The following is a 14,030-nucleotide window of genomic DNA, read 5'->3' on the forward strand; positions in this document are numbered from 1 at the left end:
AGAATAAACCTTACTTGCTCGCACGCGAGCGCTCACGTTTTTAATTGAAATGAATGATGCCAGTATTTTGAGAAATTTTTAGCGATTTTGGAAATACTTGGCCAAATTTTACTGAAGCTCATTTAAGTGCAGCGGTAAAACGCATCTCGTTCAAACACCAAAAAGCTCTGCAATTCCCAGTGCAGCCTCTCCGGCACCCGTGTAAATCAGATAAGTCTTGTGCTCAGTTTGAAATATGCAAGGATCGCGAAGGGCACATTCATCTGATCGCGCCATACCTAGATCAGATTTGCGAATGAGATGGTTTGAACCTTCCCAAATTAGCTCTGGTTTCAGTATTATTTTCGTCTCAATAATGGCCCATGTTTTCCATGGCTGATTTAAGTCTATAATCGAGTGCAGTAAGCTTTCGGGAGCATCGCCAACTCGAGACCAAATGACGTGAAGAATATCGCCTTTAACCAAAACTGCAGAATGACGATGTTCGGTTGGAAAAATCCATCCGCCTGTTTGGAACACGCCATTTTCGGACTCACGCAGAACTTCGCCTCCCAGAGCAATTGCATATGTCTTACTTTCGTACCTAAAGACACGCAAATAAGTTTGTTCGATACGCTTGGGGTGGACTTTCCAAGTCAATCCGTCTTTTGAAGTTGCAGTAAGGCTCCTTTGTTTTCCGTCGTGATCAAGCCCGTGAAAGTACATTTTTAGTTCACAACGATGATGGTCAATATGAACATCAGGAGATGCTATATGTGGATAGAGACCCGAAATACCTCGTTTTACCGCCCAATTTGGCTCGGGTACATTAGGTTTTTGCTGAACAAACGGGGTATCCGATAGCGTTAAAACACCTCCGACATAGACTGTCCAAGGTCCTGTTAGCTGATTAGCAAAAGCTAGCCGAATATGATCTCCACAATGATGAGAGAAATAGAGATAATATTCGGCTTTTCGGCTTTTTAACCAAGCGGGCATCTTTATCAGCGAAGGGCCATTCACATTACCTTCCAAGCGCGCATCCATTCTGGCGTCAATCAAAGGCCGTGTTAGTAAACGCTTTGCTAATAACTGCATGACGCAATTTTAGTTTAATGCTTCCTAGCCTCAAAAGAAAATTTGTTTAATTGCTGCTCTTATTTTGAACTATGTAGCAGCACAACACCTATCAAGATGGCAATAGAAGCAATCAATTTGAGGAGACTAGCGGGTTCTTTTAAAAAGAAAACGCCCATGAAAAAAGCAAAGACAATGCTAGTCTCTCTTAAAGCTGTCACTAAAGCAATTGGGGCTTTTGTGAAGGCCCAAATTACCAGCGCGTAAGCTGTAAATGATCCGGTTCCCCCAATTAGTAAATGTGACAGTCCATGATGGGGCAGGTTATTGAGTGTTTTGGGAGATTTCCAAGCGAGATAGGCTACCATTAAGAAGCCATTCCCTATGGCCAAAAGACAAAAAAATCCAAGTGATGAACCGGCGAGACGGGCACCAAGGCCATCTATCAGGGAATAAGAGGCGATAAAGAGACCCGTAATTAGGGCGAATATCGATGCACTATGGCGTTTTTGACCATCAGATTTTTGACCAAAAGCCAAGCTTATTACTGCAACACCTATAATTATTATTGAGAAGATTTTGGCATTCGAAAGCTCAACTCCTAGAACGCTCAAAGAAAAAAGCCCGACCAATAGTGGCGCAGTTCCGCGTGCAATAGGGTAAACTTTTGTAAGATCGCCGTGTTCGTAGGATTTTAATAAGAAAAGCTGATACCCAAAATGCAATACAATGCCTGTTAACAAATATGGAATGCTTTTGCTGTCAGGTATGGTTGCAAAAGGCAGAATAATAATAGCTATGGGAACATGCCCGATGACTATTGCCCCCATAGCAAGCGTCTTATACCTTATTGCACTGGTTGCAGACGCAAGACGGTGGGCAAGTGAACTCCTTGAAGGGAGAGCGTCTTCGATCCAGCACATCACTGAACGGGAAGGCCTGCGTAGCGGATCGGTCAGTCGCATTCTTCCTCTGGCCTGGCTGGCGCCAGACATTTCAACCGCGATTCTGGAAGGCCGCCAACCACTGCATCTCACTGCGAAAACATTGCGCGCGCTTCCAGAGCTGCCAATGGATTGGTCCGAGCAGCAACGTGTCCTTGGATTTGCGCAATCTTGAGGTCGTTTTGACCAGCTCAAGACCACACGTGCAAATGCCCCTCTGAGACTTTCCCCAAAACAACCCCGAAAGTGCTGAGATCAGAGATGATTTGTGAGGTCTCTGGCGCACCACTTCCCCATAACCCACGGAAATATAGACACTCTTCCGCAGAGGCATGTCGTCGGGGGTTTTAGGAAGACTAAATGGTGGGCGACCCTGCACTCCCAATAGGGGCATTTGGGCCATATTTTATTGACCAAGGTGTCCCACGAAAAAACACCGTGGGACACCTTACCAGTCCAGAGCGGCCAGTGACTGCATCCCATCGGCTGCCAATCCACGGCGCTGAACCCCCTTGGTGTAGACCTCAGATGTACGCGCTTGGGTGTGCGCCATGACCGCCATGATCTGGTATGGGTAAATTACAAAAACTGCTGAGTAGGGTCAGTGACATAATTCCCAACGGATAAAAACTTTGATGCTAAAGTCTCGAATGGTGAAAACGGCACCACTGATCGTATTTGGTCATGATCGATATTCCACTTGGCCTTTTTACTTAATAGCTAGGCCTTACTCGGACATTGAGCCTACAAACTAAAGCTGTGCTACACTTCAAAATTTAGCGATATAAATGGAGAGAAAATGCCAAATATTGTGAAATTGAGAAGGTCGCATACAGCCCATTTCAAGGCCCAGGTTGTTGTCGCAGGAATGACTAAACAGCTTAGTATCAATCAACTTTGCAAGCGCAACGGGATATCTGTAAGTTTGTATTATATATGGAAACAGCGATTTATTAGTGCGGGTACAATTGGGCTTGAAAGGCAAAATCGTCATGTGTCAAAACCGGTGCCTTCAAGAAATACAGTCGAGCTTCAAGACACGGAACTCGCAAGGCTAGAGGCAATCTTTTTAAATTCCCGCAAGGCGCTCATGACATTTTCAAGACAAACTTCTGGAGAAGAAAAATTATTGGTTCTTAAACTTGTGGGCTCGGCAAAAACTTCCAAACGGGCAGCCCTTAAACGTATCGGTATTCCCCGGTCAACTTATTATAGGTGGGTTAATACGCTACGAAAGACAGGGACACTTCAGTCCTGTGTTAGAAAGTCAGATTATTGCTGCATTACCAAGCGTGACGATATTAAAAAGATGGTTTTTCAAGTAATGCATGCTCCCCCGTCAGATTTTGGTTTTAATCGAACCACATGGAAATTAGATGAGCTTCAGGAAGCAATTGCAAAATCGGGTATTCAGGTTGGAAGGCATTCAATACGGCGGATAGTAAAGGATGCAGGTTATCGATGGTTGAAGGCGCGAGAAGTCTTGACCAGTAACGATCCTGAATATCGGCAAAAACTTTCAGACATAAAAAAAATCCTAGGAAATTTGCAAGAGCGAGAGGGCTTCTTTTCAATTGACGAATACGGACCGTTCTCAGTGAAAAAACGGCGTGGAAAGAAGCTTATTCCACCAGGGGAAACCTTTACAGTACCACAATTTCAAAAATCGAAAGGTGTACTGATAATGACGGCGGCTTTGGAACTTTCGACAAACCAAGTTACCCACTTTTATTCTAAGAAAAAGAACACTGACGAGATGATTAAGTTGCTTGATATCCTCAAAGCGGAATATCGACACCTTGATCGAATTTTTCTGTCTTGGGATGCAGCTTCATGGCACGTTTCTAAAAAACTTCTCGAGCACATTGAGCTAGGAAATTCCTGTGTTGGAACCCCATCTGGACCAAAAGTGGAACTAGCCCCACTACCCGCGGGCGCACAGTTCCTAAATGTAATCGAGGCAGTTTTCAGTGGAATGTCACGCGCTGTTATTCATAACAGTAATTATGCAAGCGTAGAGGAGGCAAAAGCAGCAATTGACCGCTACTTTTTGGAAAGAAATGAAAATTTTAAAAGACACCCCAAAAGAGCTGGAAACAAAATTTGGGGCAAAGAACCAGCCGTCACGAGTTTTTCTGAAAGCAACAATTGTAAAGATTCACGGTATCGTTAATCCCTTGGTGGATTTTGGGCTCCAGCGTGGGACACCTTCACCCTAACCCATTGATATGTTTAGGACCGGATTTTCCCTGCGTGGGACACACTGTCGTTGTCTTCATTGAATTTTTTTGTGAAGTGGTGGGCGACCCTGGAATCGAACCAGGCGTGCGTCTCCGCGAGGGAGTTACAGTCCCCTGCCACACCTTGCGGCCTGTCGCCCACTGCTCTCTTGAAAGAGCACACTGCCTGGTACAAGGGGAAAAACACAAGGTCAACCTGAAATTTATCACCCGTCCAAATCAGTTTATCCTACATCAAAAAAACGATGTTTTTGTCGGAATTACCCGGTTGACGCACCGTGACGATTAGCGCCTGTTCAGGGCATTCATGTCAAGGCTTAGGGAAAGGCCTCTGGCTTGGTGCTGCGCGCCATATGATCTAAAACGGCATTTACAAATTTTGCTTCTTTTCCTTCTGGGTAAAAAGCTGATGCAACTTCCATATATTCGGATATGATCACCTTCGGAGGAGCCCCACCGTCTAAAAGCTCGGCTCCGGCAGCCCGAAACAGCGCGCGCAAGGCTGGGTCTAACCGCCCTAATGGCCATTTTGCAACGAGGGCCTGATCGGTCAATTGGTCGATAGGCGCCTGCAGGTTTACGGCCTTAGTTATTATATTTTTAAACAGGTCAACATCGCCATCTACGAGCAGATCGCCCTCATGGTCAGCGCCAAAGCGATGGTTAAGAAATTCGGTGCAGATGGTTTCGGTGGTTTGACCAGAGCTTTCCATCTGAAACAGCGCTTGCATCGCATAAAGCCGGCTTGCACTTTTCATCTTACGCTTTTGATTTCCACTTATCGTAAAAGCGGTGTCGGAATTTGTCATAATAGGCCTGTCTTGGGGTCTAAGGGGCCGGGGGCAAACCCGATTTTCTTTTGTCCACCCGACCAAGCGCGGCTATGCGCGATCAGATGCAAAGCTGCGGCGGCAGCGCCTCCGCCTTTATTTTGCGCCTTCGGATCTGCGCGCATCTCGGCTTGGGGGCGGTTTTCAACCGTTAAAATACCATTGCCAATGCAAAGCCCTTGCAGACCCAGAAGCGTAATGGCGCGCGAACTGTCATTGCATACGGTTTCATAATGCGTGGTCTCACCGCGAATAACGCAACCCAGCGCGACGTAGCCATCGAATTCCTGCAAGCGCTCGGCGATGCCGATCGCGGTTGGAATTTCCAAAGCCCCAGGGACTTCGGCCACGTCGAACGTGCCACCCACATCCGTAATTTGCTGCGCGGCCCCTTGCAAAAGATTATCGGCAATATCTTTGTAATAAGGCGCCACCACGATCAAAAGTTTGACCGGTTGTTCAAAGCTTGGCTGGGCTAGCGTGTAATGTTGTTCTGACTGCGCCATTACCCCAACACCGATATTTTGCGCGTTGATACAATTTCTAGCCCATAGGCGTCTAAACCCACAACTTTCGGAATCGGAGAGTTGGTCAGAAGTTCTAGCTTGGACAGGCCGAGCGAAGATAATATCTGCGCTCCAAGCCCGTATTGGCGTAATTTCTTGGGCGAGCTGTCTTCGCTGCTTTCTAATTTCATCGCCGTGTCGCGCAATAAAACCACAACACCGCGTCCCTCGCGCGCGACCAATTTCATGGCATCGCCAAATTCAGCGGCGCGCCCATTGGGTCCAGTGCCAATAATGTCGAGCATAGGGTCCAATGCGTGCATCCGCACCAATACAGGCTCGGGTCCCGAAAGATCGCCTTTGCAAAGCGCGATATGCTCATCCCCGTGGGTTTCATCTACGTAACTGCGCATCAACCAACTGCCGCCAAATTCCGATATGATTTCTTTCTCGCTTTGAACTCGTACCAAGTTGTCATGCCGCCGGCGATAGGCGATCAAATCGCTGATCGTACCAATTTTCAGTCCATGACGCTGCGCGAACCCGACTAAATCGGGCAGGCGCGACATGGTGCCATCCTCATTCATGATCTCACAAATCACACCTGAAGGATTCAAGCCGGCCAAACGGCTGATATCAACGGCGGCTTCGGTATGACCGGCGCGCACCAACACACCGCCCGTGCGTGCGCGCAAGGGAAAAACATGGCCGGGCGTTGCGATATCTGCTGCAGATTTTGACGCGTCGATCGCCACGGAAACGGTGCGGGCCCGATCCTGCGCGGATATGCCTGTTGTCACCCCTTCGCGCGCCTCGATTGAGACCGTGAATGCAGTTTCGTGGCGCGATGAATTATGCGTACTCATAAGTTGTAGCCCAAGCTGGTCAATCCGCTCAGAGGTTAGACACAGGCAAACCAACCCACGCCCATGCTGCGCCATGAAATTGATCGCATCTGGTGTGGCCATTTGGCCAGGTATCACCAGGTCGCCTTCATTCTCACGATCTTCATGGTCAACAAGAACAAACATCTTGCCGTTTCGGGCGTCTTCGATGATCTCCTCGATCGAAGAGATCATGTCGCTATAGGCGTTCTCAACCTCGCCCGCAGTTTCATAATTCATGGCTATGCTCCAGCGCTTTGGCCCTGCTTTAGTGGGTTTAAAAAGATTTGACCAGAGGCAGTATTGCTTTTGAACTGTGCTCTGAACCGACCGTTTCTTTTCTGAAAGGAGAAGCTAGAAGGTTTATTTCTCGGATCGGGATTGTAAGGAATAAAGCGAAACCGCTGCAGCGTTCGAAACATTTAATGATCCGAAGCTTTTAGCGGACTTTATTTTTGCCAAAACATTCACGGTATCTTTTGTGCGCTGTCGCAACCCTGGCCCTTCGGCGCCCAACACAAGCGCAATAGGTCGATCGCATTTATTGGCGCTCGCTTGCTCGATCGTGAGATTGGCCTCTCCATCAAGCCCGATGACCCAATATCCCATTTCTTGCAGCGCAATGATCGTATCGCTTAAATTCCGCAGGCGCAGGTAGGGTTGGCGTTCTAATGCGCCGCTGGCCGTTTTTGCCAGGGCTCCAGTTTCCGGAGCGCTATGCCTTTGGGTGCCAATCACTGCATTTGCGCCAAATACTTCTGCAGATCGTAAAATCGCGCCAACATTATGCGGATCGGTGACTTGATCCAACAAAACCAAACGCGGCGCCCCGTCGCCCGCGGCCAAGGCAACATCCTGAAGGCTACCCCAGTTGAGCGGCGTCACCTCTAGGGCGGCCCCTTGATGCACCGAGCCGCTGTCTATGGGCGCGGCAAAGCGGCGGGGATCGGAAAATTCAGGTTCGATACCCGCCACAGCGATTGACTCTGCCAATTTATCGGCCGCGTTTTTGCTGACCACCAGCCGTAGTTTTTCACGTTGCGGGTTTCTAAGCGCATCTTGAACAGCATGCAGGCCAAACAACCAGATAGTTTCTTGGCTGGCAGCCTTTTTTTGCTGCTCTTTCTGAACGACCCATTTGGGTTTTTTCATGATGTCACTCTGCCCTATCCTTAGCCCATGTAGCCCGCTATCATAGACCGGGGGCACGAACCAGAGGGAAGCCGAGTAGATCATTCCTGGTTCAAGGGGCTAGTTTTAACATACGCTTGATCTTGGGCCAAATTGTCAGGCCCGTGCCAAGACAGGCCAGAATTAAAAACGCCAGATAATTTAAAAAAGGCACCAAAGAGAGGATGAATAACAGAGCGGTCGCCAAACCTGCGGCCTTCAGCTGGTCACTCCGCTGATCCGGCGCAAACCCGGAAATATTTTCCAAGGCTATTTTGCCCAGTAAATATCCCGCTGTAATCCCCCCAAACCCCGCGACAATTATCGCGACAAGCAAGAATAAAGGCATAAGAATTATACCAATGCCCGTGAGCGCAAAAACCAACATCAGGCCTAAAATCATGGCGAAGGCCAGAACACCATTCCATCCTGAGTTAAAGGGCTGGGCTTTTAGCGTTTCGGAGTTTTCAAAAACACGTTGGGGCATAAACAAACCAAACAGGATCATCAAAACGCCCACCTTCAAAAGAAATCCGACTTGTTGCAATAGCCATATATTGGGTCGAGCAGGTTTGCTGCGTTCAAAAAATGCAGTCGACGCGGGCGTCATTGTTACGCGATCCTCGCTGATAAGCGCGCTTAATGCGGTCCCGCTGAGTTCTGCTGTTTCTGATAATCTGAGCTTTCCCAAGAGTTCAGCGCCGTCTTTAAATTCGATTTTCTGAGCTTTAATATCAAGGTCTTGGTGAATAACAGAGGCGATGACAACGGTTTCCCCCCTTACATATGCGGATCCTAAGATGGGGGCCTGCAGTTCAATGTGTTCGCCAAAGGCGCGCAGATGCCCATCAATCTGGCCTTTAAGTTGAATGCGCTTTCCCGCGATATAAGCGTTTTTTAAAACTGGCCCGTTGATCAGAACGGATTGTCCTGTTGCGTATAAGGCACCCTTGATCGCGGAGCCAATAATGATCGTTTGTGCCAGCAAATGGGCACCATCTCCCACTGTGGCCACGGGCGTGCTGAGCGTGATGGATTGTCCCGAGGCATAAAGCTGGCCTGCAATCGGGGCCGTGATATATATGGTTTGCCCAAGCAGATGCGCGGATCCGGTAACCGGCGTGCTCAAATTGATAGAGTTCTCAGCCAAAAAAACATCTGCAGTGCTTATATCCGTAAGCTCCTGTGCAACGGCGTTGAAAGTGAATAATAAAAGAACGAAAAATTGGTAAATTGAGGCTTTGAACAAAACGATACCCTCCACTTAAAAACAAAACATGCGCGCCAGTGGCACAGATGTTCACTAGCCGTGAAGAGCGCTTAATATTTGTTGAAAATGTGGCCGGATAGAGGCGAGATTTACCGCCTATCTGCGAGTATCGTCGGCGATTTGTACCCGTTGTGAAAAAGCCTTTTAAAGTCTTAACGCAGAACCCGCTCGATTGGCGATAAATTAAGCGCCGGCATGCTTGGTTCGCGCAGCACATGAAAAAGCAGATGAAGGGGGCCGAGCAAAAGGCTGAGCAAGCGCTGCGTGGCTTTGTTTGCGGCACTGTCGATTTTATCACTGCGGGGGCTGGATGATCCTGAACACACCGAATGCCAATATCGGATCCTTAAAATCGCGGCTGCACAAGGTTGCGCAGGTTCTCGAGGAATTTATCGAAGAAATTGAAAATCTCAGGCAGCGCCTTTCAAGCGAGGCGCCCGCTTCAGGGGGCGACATGCGCCGCCTGTTTTTAGAACTGAGGAAATGGCTGATTTGGGCCCATGAATTGGAGCGATTAAGTGGAAAATACCGTCAAACGAACACTGCAGGAGAGGCCGGTTACAGCCTCGACTTGGAGGCCGCAAGGCATCAAATCGGGCGCCGCTTGGATCGCTTGCGCCAAGCCGAGTCTGAAGAGGAAATTTCTGGATGAGCTATCGGATGGCGAACTAATGGCTCTGCCATATTTGTTTGAATTTTGGGCGCTAGAACATCAGCTTCCTCCGTTAATAAACTGGAAAACATGGATTATTTTGGGTGGAAGGGGTTCAGGTAAAACCCGCGCTGGCGCAGAATGGGTGCGCAGCCAAGTGGAAGGCGCCCTGCCAGAAACTTTGGGCGCAGCCAAACGAATTGCGCTGATAGGTGATACATATGAGCAAGCCCGAGATGTGATGGTGCATGGCGAAAGCGGCATCTTGGCGTGCAGCCCAGCAGACCGGCGCCCGCTCTGGCAGGCCTCGCGTCGGCGCTTATTATGGCCCAACGGCGCGATTGCCGAAATCTGCTCGGCCTATGATTATGAAGCCTTGCGCGGGCGCCAGTTTGATGCGGCTTGGGCGGATGAATTGGCCAAGTGGAAACATGCCGATAAGGCGTGGGATATGTTGCAATTTACGCTGCGGCTGGGCGAAAATCCGCGCCAATGCGTGAGCACGACCCCGCGCAATATGCAGTTGCTGAAAACTCTTATGGCAGCGCCAAGCAGTTGCATAACCCATGCGCCAACCGAGGCCAATAAAGCGAATCTTGCCGTCAGTTTTCTAAAGGAGGTGCGCCGCCGCTACGCGGGCACGCGTTTGGAGCGCCAAGAGCTGGACGGGCTGTTGGTTGAGGATCTTGAAAATGCGCTTTGGACGGATGTGGTGCTTAAGGCTGTGCAGGTCAAACAAGCCCCAGAGTTGGATCGTATCGTGGTGGCAATTGATCCCCCGATGACTGGGCACAAAGCCTCAAATGCCTGCGGAATTATCGTGGCTGGCTTGCGCGCCAAAGGCCCCGAGCAGAGCTGGAAGGCTTATGTGTTATGCGATGCAACAATAACCGGCAGCAGCCCCAGCGCCTGGGCGAATATTGCGGTAAAAGCTTTTCATCAATGGGGCGCGCAACGCGTGATCGCCGAGGTGAACCAAGGGGGCGATCTGGTCGAGGCGGTTTTGCGGCAGGTGGCGCCCATGGTGCCCTATAAGGCCGTGCGCGCAAAATTTGGCAAATCAATGCGCGCAGAACCCGTGGCTGCGCTTTACGAGCAGGGGCGGGTGTTTCACCTGCCTGGTTTAAACGCGCTTGAACACCAAATGTGTGAGATGACGCTGCATGGGTATCAAGGGCAGGGCAGCCCGGACCGCGTGGATGCTTTGGTTTGGGCCTTGAGCGAGCTGATGCTGAAGCCTCCTGCTAAATCAATAAAGCCAAGGATGCGTTTATTGTAACCTCGCAACGCCAGCGCCCGTTGCGATGCGGGCCTGTTAAAACCTTTTGTGGTTTTCTCCACGCAAACGCCTTGCTCGATCAATGGGGTGGGCAGTCATAGGATGGAATATATTTAAATGCGCCTTTTCAACCGGATGTTTGAAAAAAAGACGGCTGTTGCTTCGGCTAACCTGGCGCCCAAACGCCCTACGAGCTTTGGATCTGGTGCCTTGACTGCGGGGCTTCATTGGAGTGGCCAGGACGGTTTGAGTTTAATCCAACAGGGATTTCTTGGTAATCCGATTGGGTTTCGGGCGGTTAAATTGATCGCTGAGGCAGCGGCTGCGGTGCCTTTGACATGCATGCTGCGCGGCAAGCGAATTGACGCGCATCCGCTGGTCTCTGTGCTCAAATCCCCCAACCATGGGCAGACCAAAGCTGATTTTTTAGAAGCGCTTTACGGGCAAATTCTGCTCAGTGGTAATGGCTATATCAAAGCGGTTCACAACAGCGATGGGCATCCATCCGAGCTTTACACGCTGCGTTCGGAACGTGTTTCAGCAGTGATTGGTCAGGATGGCTGGCCAGTGGCCTATGACTATACGGTTGGCGCGCGTAAGCAGCGCTTGACCGCAGAGGGTTCACATCCCGATATCTGCCATATTCGCAGTTTTCATCCGCAGAATGATCATTCTGGCTTTTCTGCTTTGCAAGCAGCCGCACGCGCGATTGATGTCCATAATGGTGCATCTGCTTGGTCAAAAGCGCTGCTTGAAAATGCAGCCCGCCCATCCGGAGCGCTCGTGTATCGCGGGCACGAGGGGCAGGGCAGTCTGACCGATGCGCAATATGACCGTTTGGTAGATGAACTTGAACTCTATCATCAGGGCGCACGCAATGCGGGGCGTCCGATGTTGTTGGAAGGCGGGCTTGATTGGCGCCAGATGGGGTTTTCACCTTCGGATATGGAGTTTCACAAAACCAAAGAATTAGCCGCGCGCGAGATTGCGACGGCCTTTGGGGTGCCGCCGATGATTTTAGGCATTCCAGGCGATGCCACTTATGCAAATTATCAAGAGGCAAACCGGGCTTTTGTGCGCTTGACTGTTTTGCCATTGGTACAACGCGTGACAGCCCATTTGGCGCGTTGGCTATCGACCTCTTGGCCGCAGGATTTTCAACTATTACCGGATCTTGATCTTATACAAGCGCTGTCTCAAGAGCGCGATACGCTTTGGCGCCGGGTGAGCGATGCAAAGTTCTTAACCGATGATGAAAAGCGCCACCTATTGGGCTTATCCTCCAAAGCAGGCGCCCGCAATGGCTGATATCATCTTGCAGATAAGCGGTTCTCTAGGTTGGCACATAGCCACGAGAGAATTGAGTTTTAGGGGTAAACTTATGGATGCGGAGAGGCTATAAATGAACCCAAGCTTTCCAAATATTGAACGTAAATTTTGCCTCTCTAAACAGGGGTTGTCTTTGTCAGACGGGTTTGCCGTTGAAGGCTATGCCAGTTTATTCGGCATTGGAGATCATGGCGGCGATATCGTTCAAAAAGGAGCGTTTCAACATTCGCTGCAGGCGGCTATTCGCGCAAACCGCAAGATTAAAATGCTATGGCAGCATGATCCGGCGCAACCCATTGGCATCTGGGATGAGCTACGTGAAGATGCGCATGGGCTCTACGCAAAAGGCAGGCTGCTCGAGCCGATTTTACGCGCCCGAGAGGCTGCTGCGTTGATCGCAGCCGGCGCTTTAGATGGGCTATCGGTGGGCTATACCACCAAACAGGCAGGGTTTGACGCTGCTGGCGCGCGTTTGTTGAACAAGCTCGAGCTGTGGGAGATTTCACTGGTCACATTTCCAATGCTGCCGGGGGCGCGTGTGAACGCCAAAGCCGATGAGCCAGCCGAGGAAAACCAGGTCAGCGAACTCTGCGCTCTGTTTCGGCAAGCCGCGCGAAACTTAAAATCAACAGATCAAATTAACGTATCGGATAGAGGTATCATATGACGCAGGATCAACGACTAACAGGGTTAACAAGCTCAGGATTTTCAATCGCTGATCTAAAGAGCTCTTTAGATGAATTTATAAGCAGTATCAATGACTTCAAGGTAAATTCTTATGAGAAAATTGACAGCCAAGAAGATCGATTGCGGCGGTTGGATCAAAAGGCGCATGCGCTGTTTCGGCCTGCCTTGGATCCCAATGCCCAGGCCGAGTGCCGCCATCAAAAAGCGTTCAAGACCTATTTGAAATCGGGGGATGAAACCAAACTGCGCGGGTTGGATATTGAACAAAAGGGCATGTTGGCCGCGGTCAATAGCGAGGGTGGCTTTCTGGTAGATGGAGAAACGGCGGATTTTGTCGATAGAGCGCTCAGCGCGGCGCATTCCATCCGCAGCATAGCGCATGTGGTTACCGTAGAGGCCTCTGCCTATGATATTTTAATGGATCAGGGAGGGATGGATGCCGGATGGGCGAGCGAACAGCAGGGTGTCAGCGAAACCGCAACCCCTAAATTGGATCGTATTAGTATTCCGCTGCATGAATTGAGCGCGATGCCAAAAGCATCGCAACGCTTGCTTGAAGACAGCGCGTTTGACATCGAAAATTGGCTAGCCAGCCGCATCGCTGACACATTCGCGCGGTTTGAAGGAAACGCATTTTTGTTTGGAGATGGCCTTGATAAACCACGCGGCTTTTTAAGCTATGAGCAAGTGGCGGATGGAGCTCAAGATTGGGGTCAATTGGCCTATATTCCGACCGGAGGCGCGGGAAAGTTTGAAGATGGTATGGCATCGGATAAATTGGTTGATCTGGTCTATGCGCTTGACGCGCGCTATCGCGCAAACTCCCGCTTCGTTTTAAATTCAAAAACTGCCGGTCACATTCGAAAGCTTAAAGACAGCGATGGCCGCTTTTTATGGGCGGATGGGTTGGCCATGCAGGAGCCGGCGCGTTTATTGGGCTATCCAGTCGTGGTCTGTGAAGACATGCCGGATATCGAGCCCGACGCCTATGCGATTGCCTTTGGCGATTTTAGCGCGGGCTACACGATCGTCGAGCGGCCAGATTTGCGCGTTCTTCGTGATCCTTTCAGCGCAAAACCGCATGTGCTTTTTTATGCAACGAAGCGCGTTGGCGGTGCGGTGACTGATTTCTCAGCCATTAAACTGTTAAAATTTTCGGCGTCATAGAACGCCTATATCTGGC

General features: G+C 49.9%; 13 protein-coding genes and 1 tRNA gene. 6 read left to right on the top strand and 8 right to left on the bottom strand.

What is annotated here, in order from left to right; translation table 11 throughout:
• Positions 1-150: 150 nt before the first annotated feature.
• On the bottom strand, positions 151-1,077 hold the full coding sequence (locus tag GN241_06680; protein XAT57079.1) for a hypothetical protein: 927 nt from the start codon (positions 1,075-1,077) through the stop codon (positions 151-153).
• A gap of 59 nt (positions 1,078-1,136) precedes the next feature.
• Positions 1,137-2,051 (bottom strand): EamA family transporter, encoded by a 915-nt coding sequence (locus GN241_06685; GenBank protein ID XAT57080.1) that lies wholly within the window; start codon positions 2,049-2,051, stop codon positions 1,137-1,139.
• Positions 2,052-3,090: 1,039 nt separating this feature from the next.
• On the opposite strand from GN241_06685, the gene GN241_06690 reads away from it, so the two are divergent.
• The gene (locus GN241_06690; GenBank protein XAT59204.1) at positions 3,091-4,173 is read left to right on the top strand and encodes an IS630 family transposase; all 1,083 of its coding nucleotides are present in this window, start codon (positions 3,091-3,093) and stop codon (positions 4,171-4,173) included.
• 123 nt (positions 4,174-4,296) lie between these two features.
• Here GN241_06690 and GN241_06695 read toward each other — a convergent pair.
• The 6 genes from GN241_06695 to GN241_06720 all read right to left on the bottom strand — a co-directional run bounded on the left by GN241_06695 (position 4,297) and on the right by GN241_06720 (position 8,780).
• Positions 4,297-4,380, bottom strand: a tRNA-Tyr gene (locus tag GN241_06695).
• Positions 4,381-4,557: 177 nt separating this feature from the next.
• On the bottom strand, positions 4,558-5,049 hold the full coding sequence (gene nusB / locus GN241_06700; GenBank protein ID XAT57081.1) for a transcription antitermination factor NusB: 492 nt from the start codon (positions 5,047-5,049) through the stop codon (positions 4,558-4,560).
• Positions 5,046-5,576 carry a 6,7-dimethyl-8-ribityllumazine synthase gene (locus GN241_06705; protein XAT57082.1) on the bottom strand — a complete coding sequence of 177 codons (531 nt, stop codon included), beginning with the start codon at positions 5,574-5,576 and terminating at the stop codon, positions 5,046-5,048. The genes nusB and GN241_06705 overlap by 4 nt, the downstream gene beginning before the upstream one ends.
• On the bottom strand, positions 5,576-6,700 hold the full coding sequence (ribB, locus tag GN241_06710) for a 3,4-dihydroxy-2-butanone-4-phosphate synthase (protein ID XAT57083.1): 1,125 nt from the start codon (positions 6,698-6,700) through the stop codon (positions 5,576-5,578). The genes GN241_06705 and ribB overlap by 1 nt, the downstream gene beginning before the upstream one ends.
• A 123-nt stretch (positions 6,701-6,823) precedes the next feature.
• The gene (gene rlmB / locus GN241_06715; protein XAT57084.1) at positions 6,824-7,612 is read right to left on the bottom strand and encodes a 23S rRNA (guanosine(2251)-2'-O)-methyltransferase RlmB; all 789 of its coding nucleotides are present in this window, start codon (positions 7,610-7,612) and stop codon (positions 6,824-6,826) included.
• Positions 7,613-7,703: 91 nt separating this feature from the next.
• Entirely contained in the window at positions 7,704-8,780 is a 1,077-nt protein-coding gene (locus GN241_06720) for a hypothetical protein (GenBank protein ID XAT57085.1), read from the bottom strand.
• 430 nt (positions 8,781-9,210) lie between these two features.
• Between GN241_06720 and GN241_06725 the strand changes: the two genes are divergently transcribed.
• From GN241_06725 to GN241_06745, 5 genes are all read left to right on the top strand, one after another.
• Complete coding sequence (locus GN241_06725) at positions 9,211-9,552, top strand: hypothetical protein (protein XAT57086.1); 342 nt, start codon at positions 9,211-9,213, stop codon at positions 9,550-9,552.
• The gene (locus GN241_06730; GenBank protein XAT59205.1) at positions 9,488-10,831 is read left to right on the top strand and encodes an ATP-binding protein; all 1,344 of its coding nucleotides are present in this window, start codon (positions 9,488-9,490) and stop codon (positions 10,829-10,831) included. Before GN241_06725 ends, GN241_06730 begins: the two co-directional genes overlap by 65 nt.
• A 135-nt stretch (positions 10,832-10,966) precedes the next feature.
• Positions 10,967-12,139 (top strand): phage portal protein, encoded by a 1,173-nt coding sequence (locus GN241_06735; GenBank protein ID XAT59206.1) that lies wholly within the window; start codon positions 10,967-10,969, stop codon positions 12,137-12,139.
• Between the two features lie 94 nt (positions 12,140-12,233).
• A complete protein-coding gene (locus GN241_06740; protein ID XAT57087.1) occupies positions 12,234-12,827 on the top strand; it encodes an HK97 family phage prohead protease in 594 nt (197 codons plus the stop codon).
• Positions 12,824-14,014 (top strand): phage major capsid protein, encoded by a 1,191-nt coding sequence (locus tag GN241_06745; protein ID XAT57088.1) that lies wholly within the window; start codon positions 12,824-12,826, stop codon positions 14,012-14,014. Before GN241_06740 ends, GN241_06745 begins: the two co-directional genes overlap by 4 nt.
• The last annotated feature ends 16 nt before the right edge of the window (positions 14,015-14,030 follow it).

It is taken from the genome of Rhodobacteraceae bacterium IMCC1335 (genome assembly GCA_039640495.1).
In the GTDB taxonomy this organism is placed as follows: Bacteria; Pseudomonadota; Alphaproteobacteria; order Rhodobacterales; family Rhodobacteraceae; genus Thalassovivens.

What these genes read in the sequence shown, in the direction of transcription:
- GN241_06735 (XAT59206.1), top strand. Translation starts at nt 10,967, where the DNA reads ATGTTTGAAAAAAAGACGGCTGTTGCTTCGGCTAACCTGGCGCCCAAA.
- GN241_06680 (XAT57079.1), bottom strand. Translation starts at nt 1,077, where the DNA reads ATGCAGTTATTAGCAAAGCGTTTACTAACACGGCCTTTGATTGACGCC.
- ribB (XAT57083.1), bottom strand. Translation starts at nt 6,700, where the DNA reads ATGAATTATGAAACTGCGGGCGAGGTTGAGAACGCCTATAGCGACATG.
- GN241_06705 (XAT57082.1), bottom strand. Translation starts at nt 5,576, where the DNA reads ATGGCGCAGTCAGAACAACATTACACGCTAGCCCAGCCAAGCTTTGAA.
- GN241_06740 (XAT57087.1), top strand. Translation starts at nt 12,234, where the DNA reads ATGAACCCAAGCTTTCCAAATATTGAACGTAAATTTTGCCTCTCTAAA.
- GN241_06725 (XAT57086.1), top strand. Translation starts at nt 9,211, where the DNA reads ATGATCCTGAACACACCGAATGCCAATATCGGATCCTTAAAATCGCGG.
- GN241_06685 (XAT57080.1), bottom strand. Translation starts at nt 2,051, where the DNA reads ATGTCTGGCGCCAGCCAGGCCAGAGGAAGAATGCGACTGACCGATCCG.
- GN241_06690 (XAT59204.1), top strand. Translation starts at nt 3,091, where the DNA reads ATGACATTTTCAAGACAAACTTCTGGAGAAGAAAAATTATTGGTTCTT.
- nusB (XAT57081.1), bottom strand. Translation starts at nt 5,049, where the DNA reads ATGACAAATTCCGACACCGCTTTTACGATAAGTGGAAATCAAAAGCGT.
- rlmB (XAT57084.1), bottom strand. Translation starts at nt 7,612, where the DNA reads ATGAAAAAACCCAAATGGGTCGTTCAGAAAGAGCAGCAAAAAAAGGCT.
- GN241_06745 (XAT57088.1), top strand. Translation starts at nt 12,824, where the DNA reads ATGACGCAGGATCAACGACTAACAGGGTTAACAAGCTCAGGATTTTCA.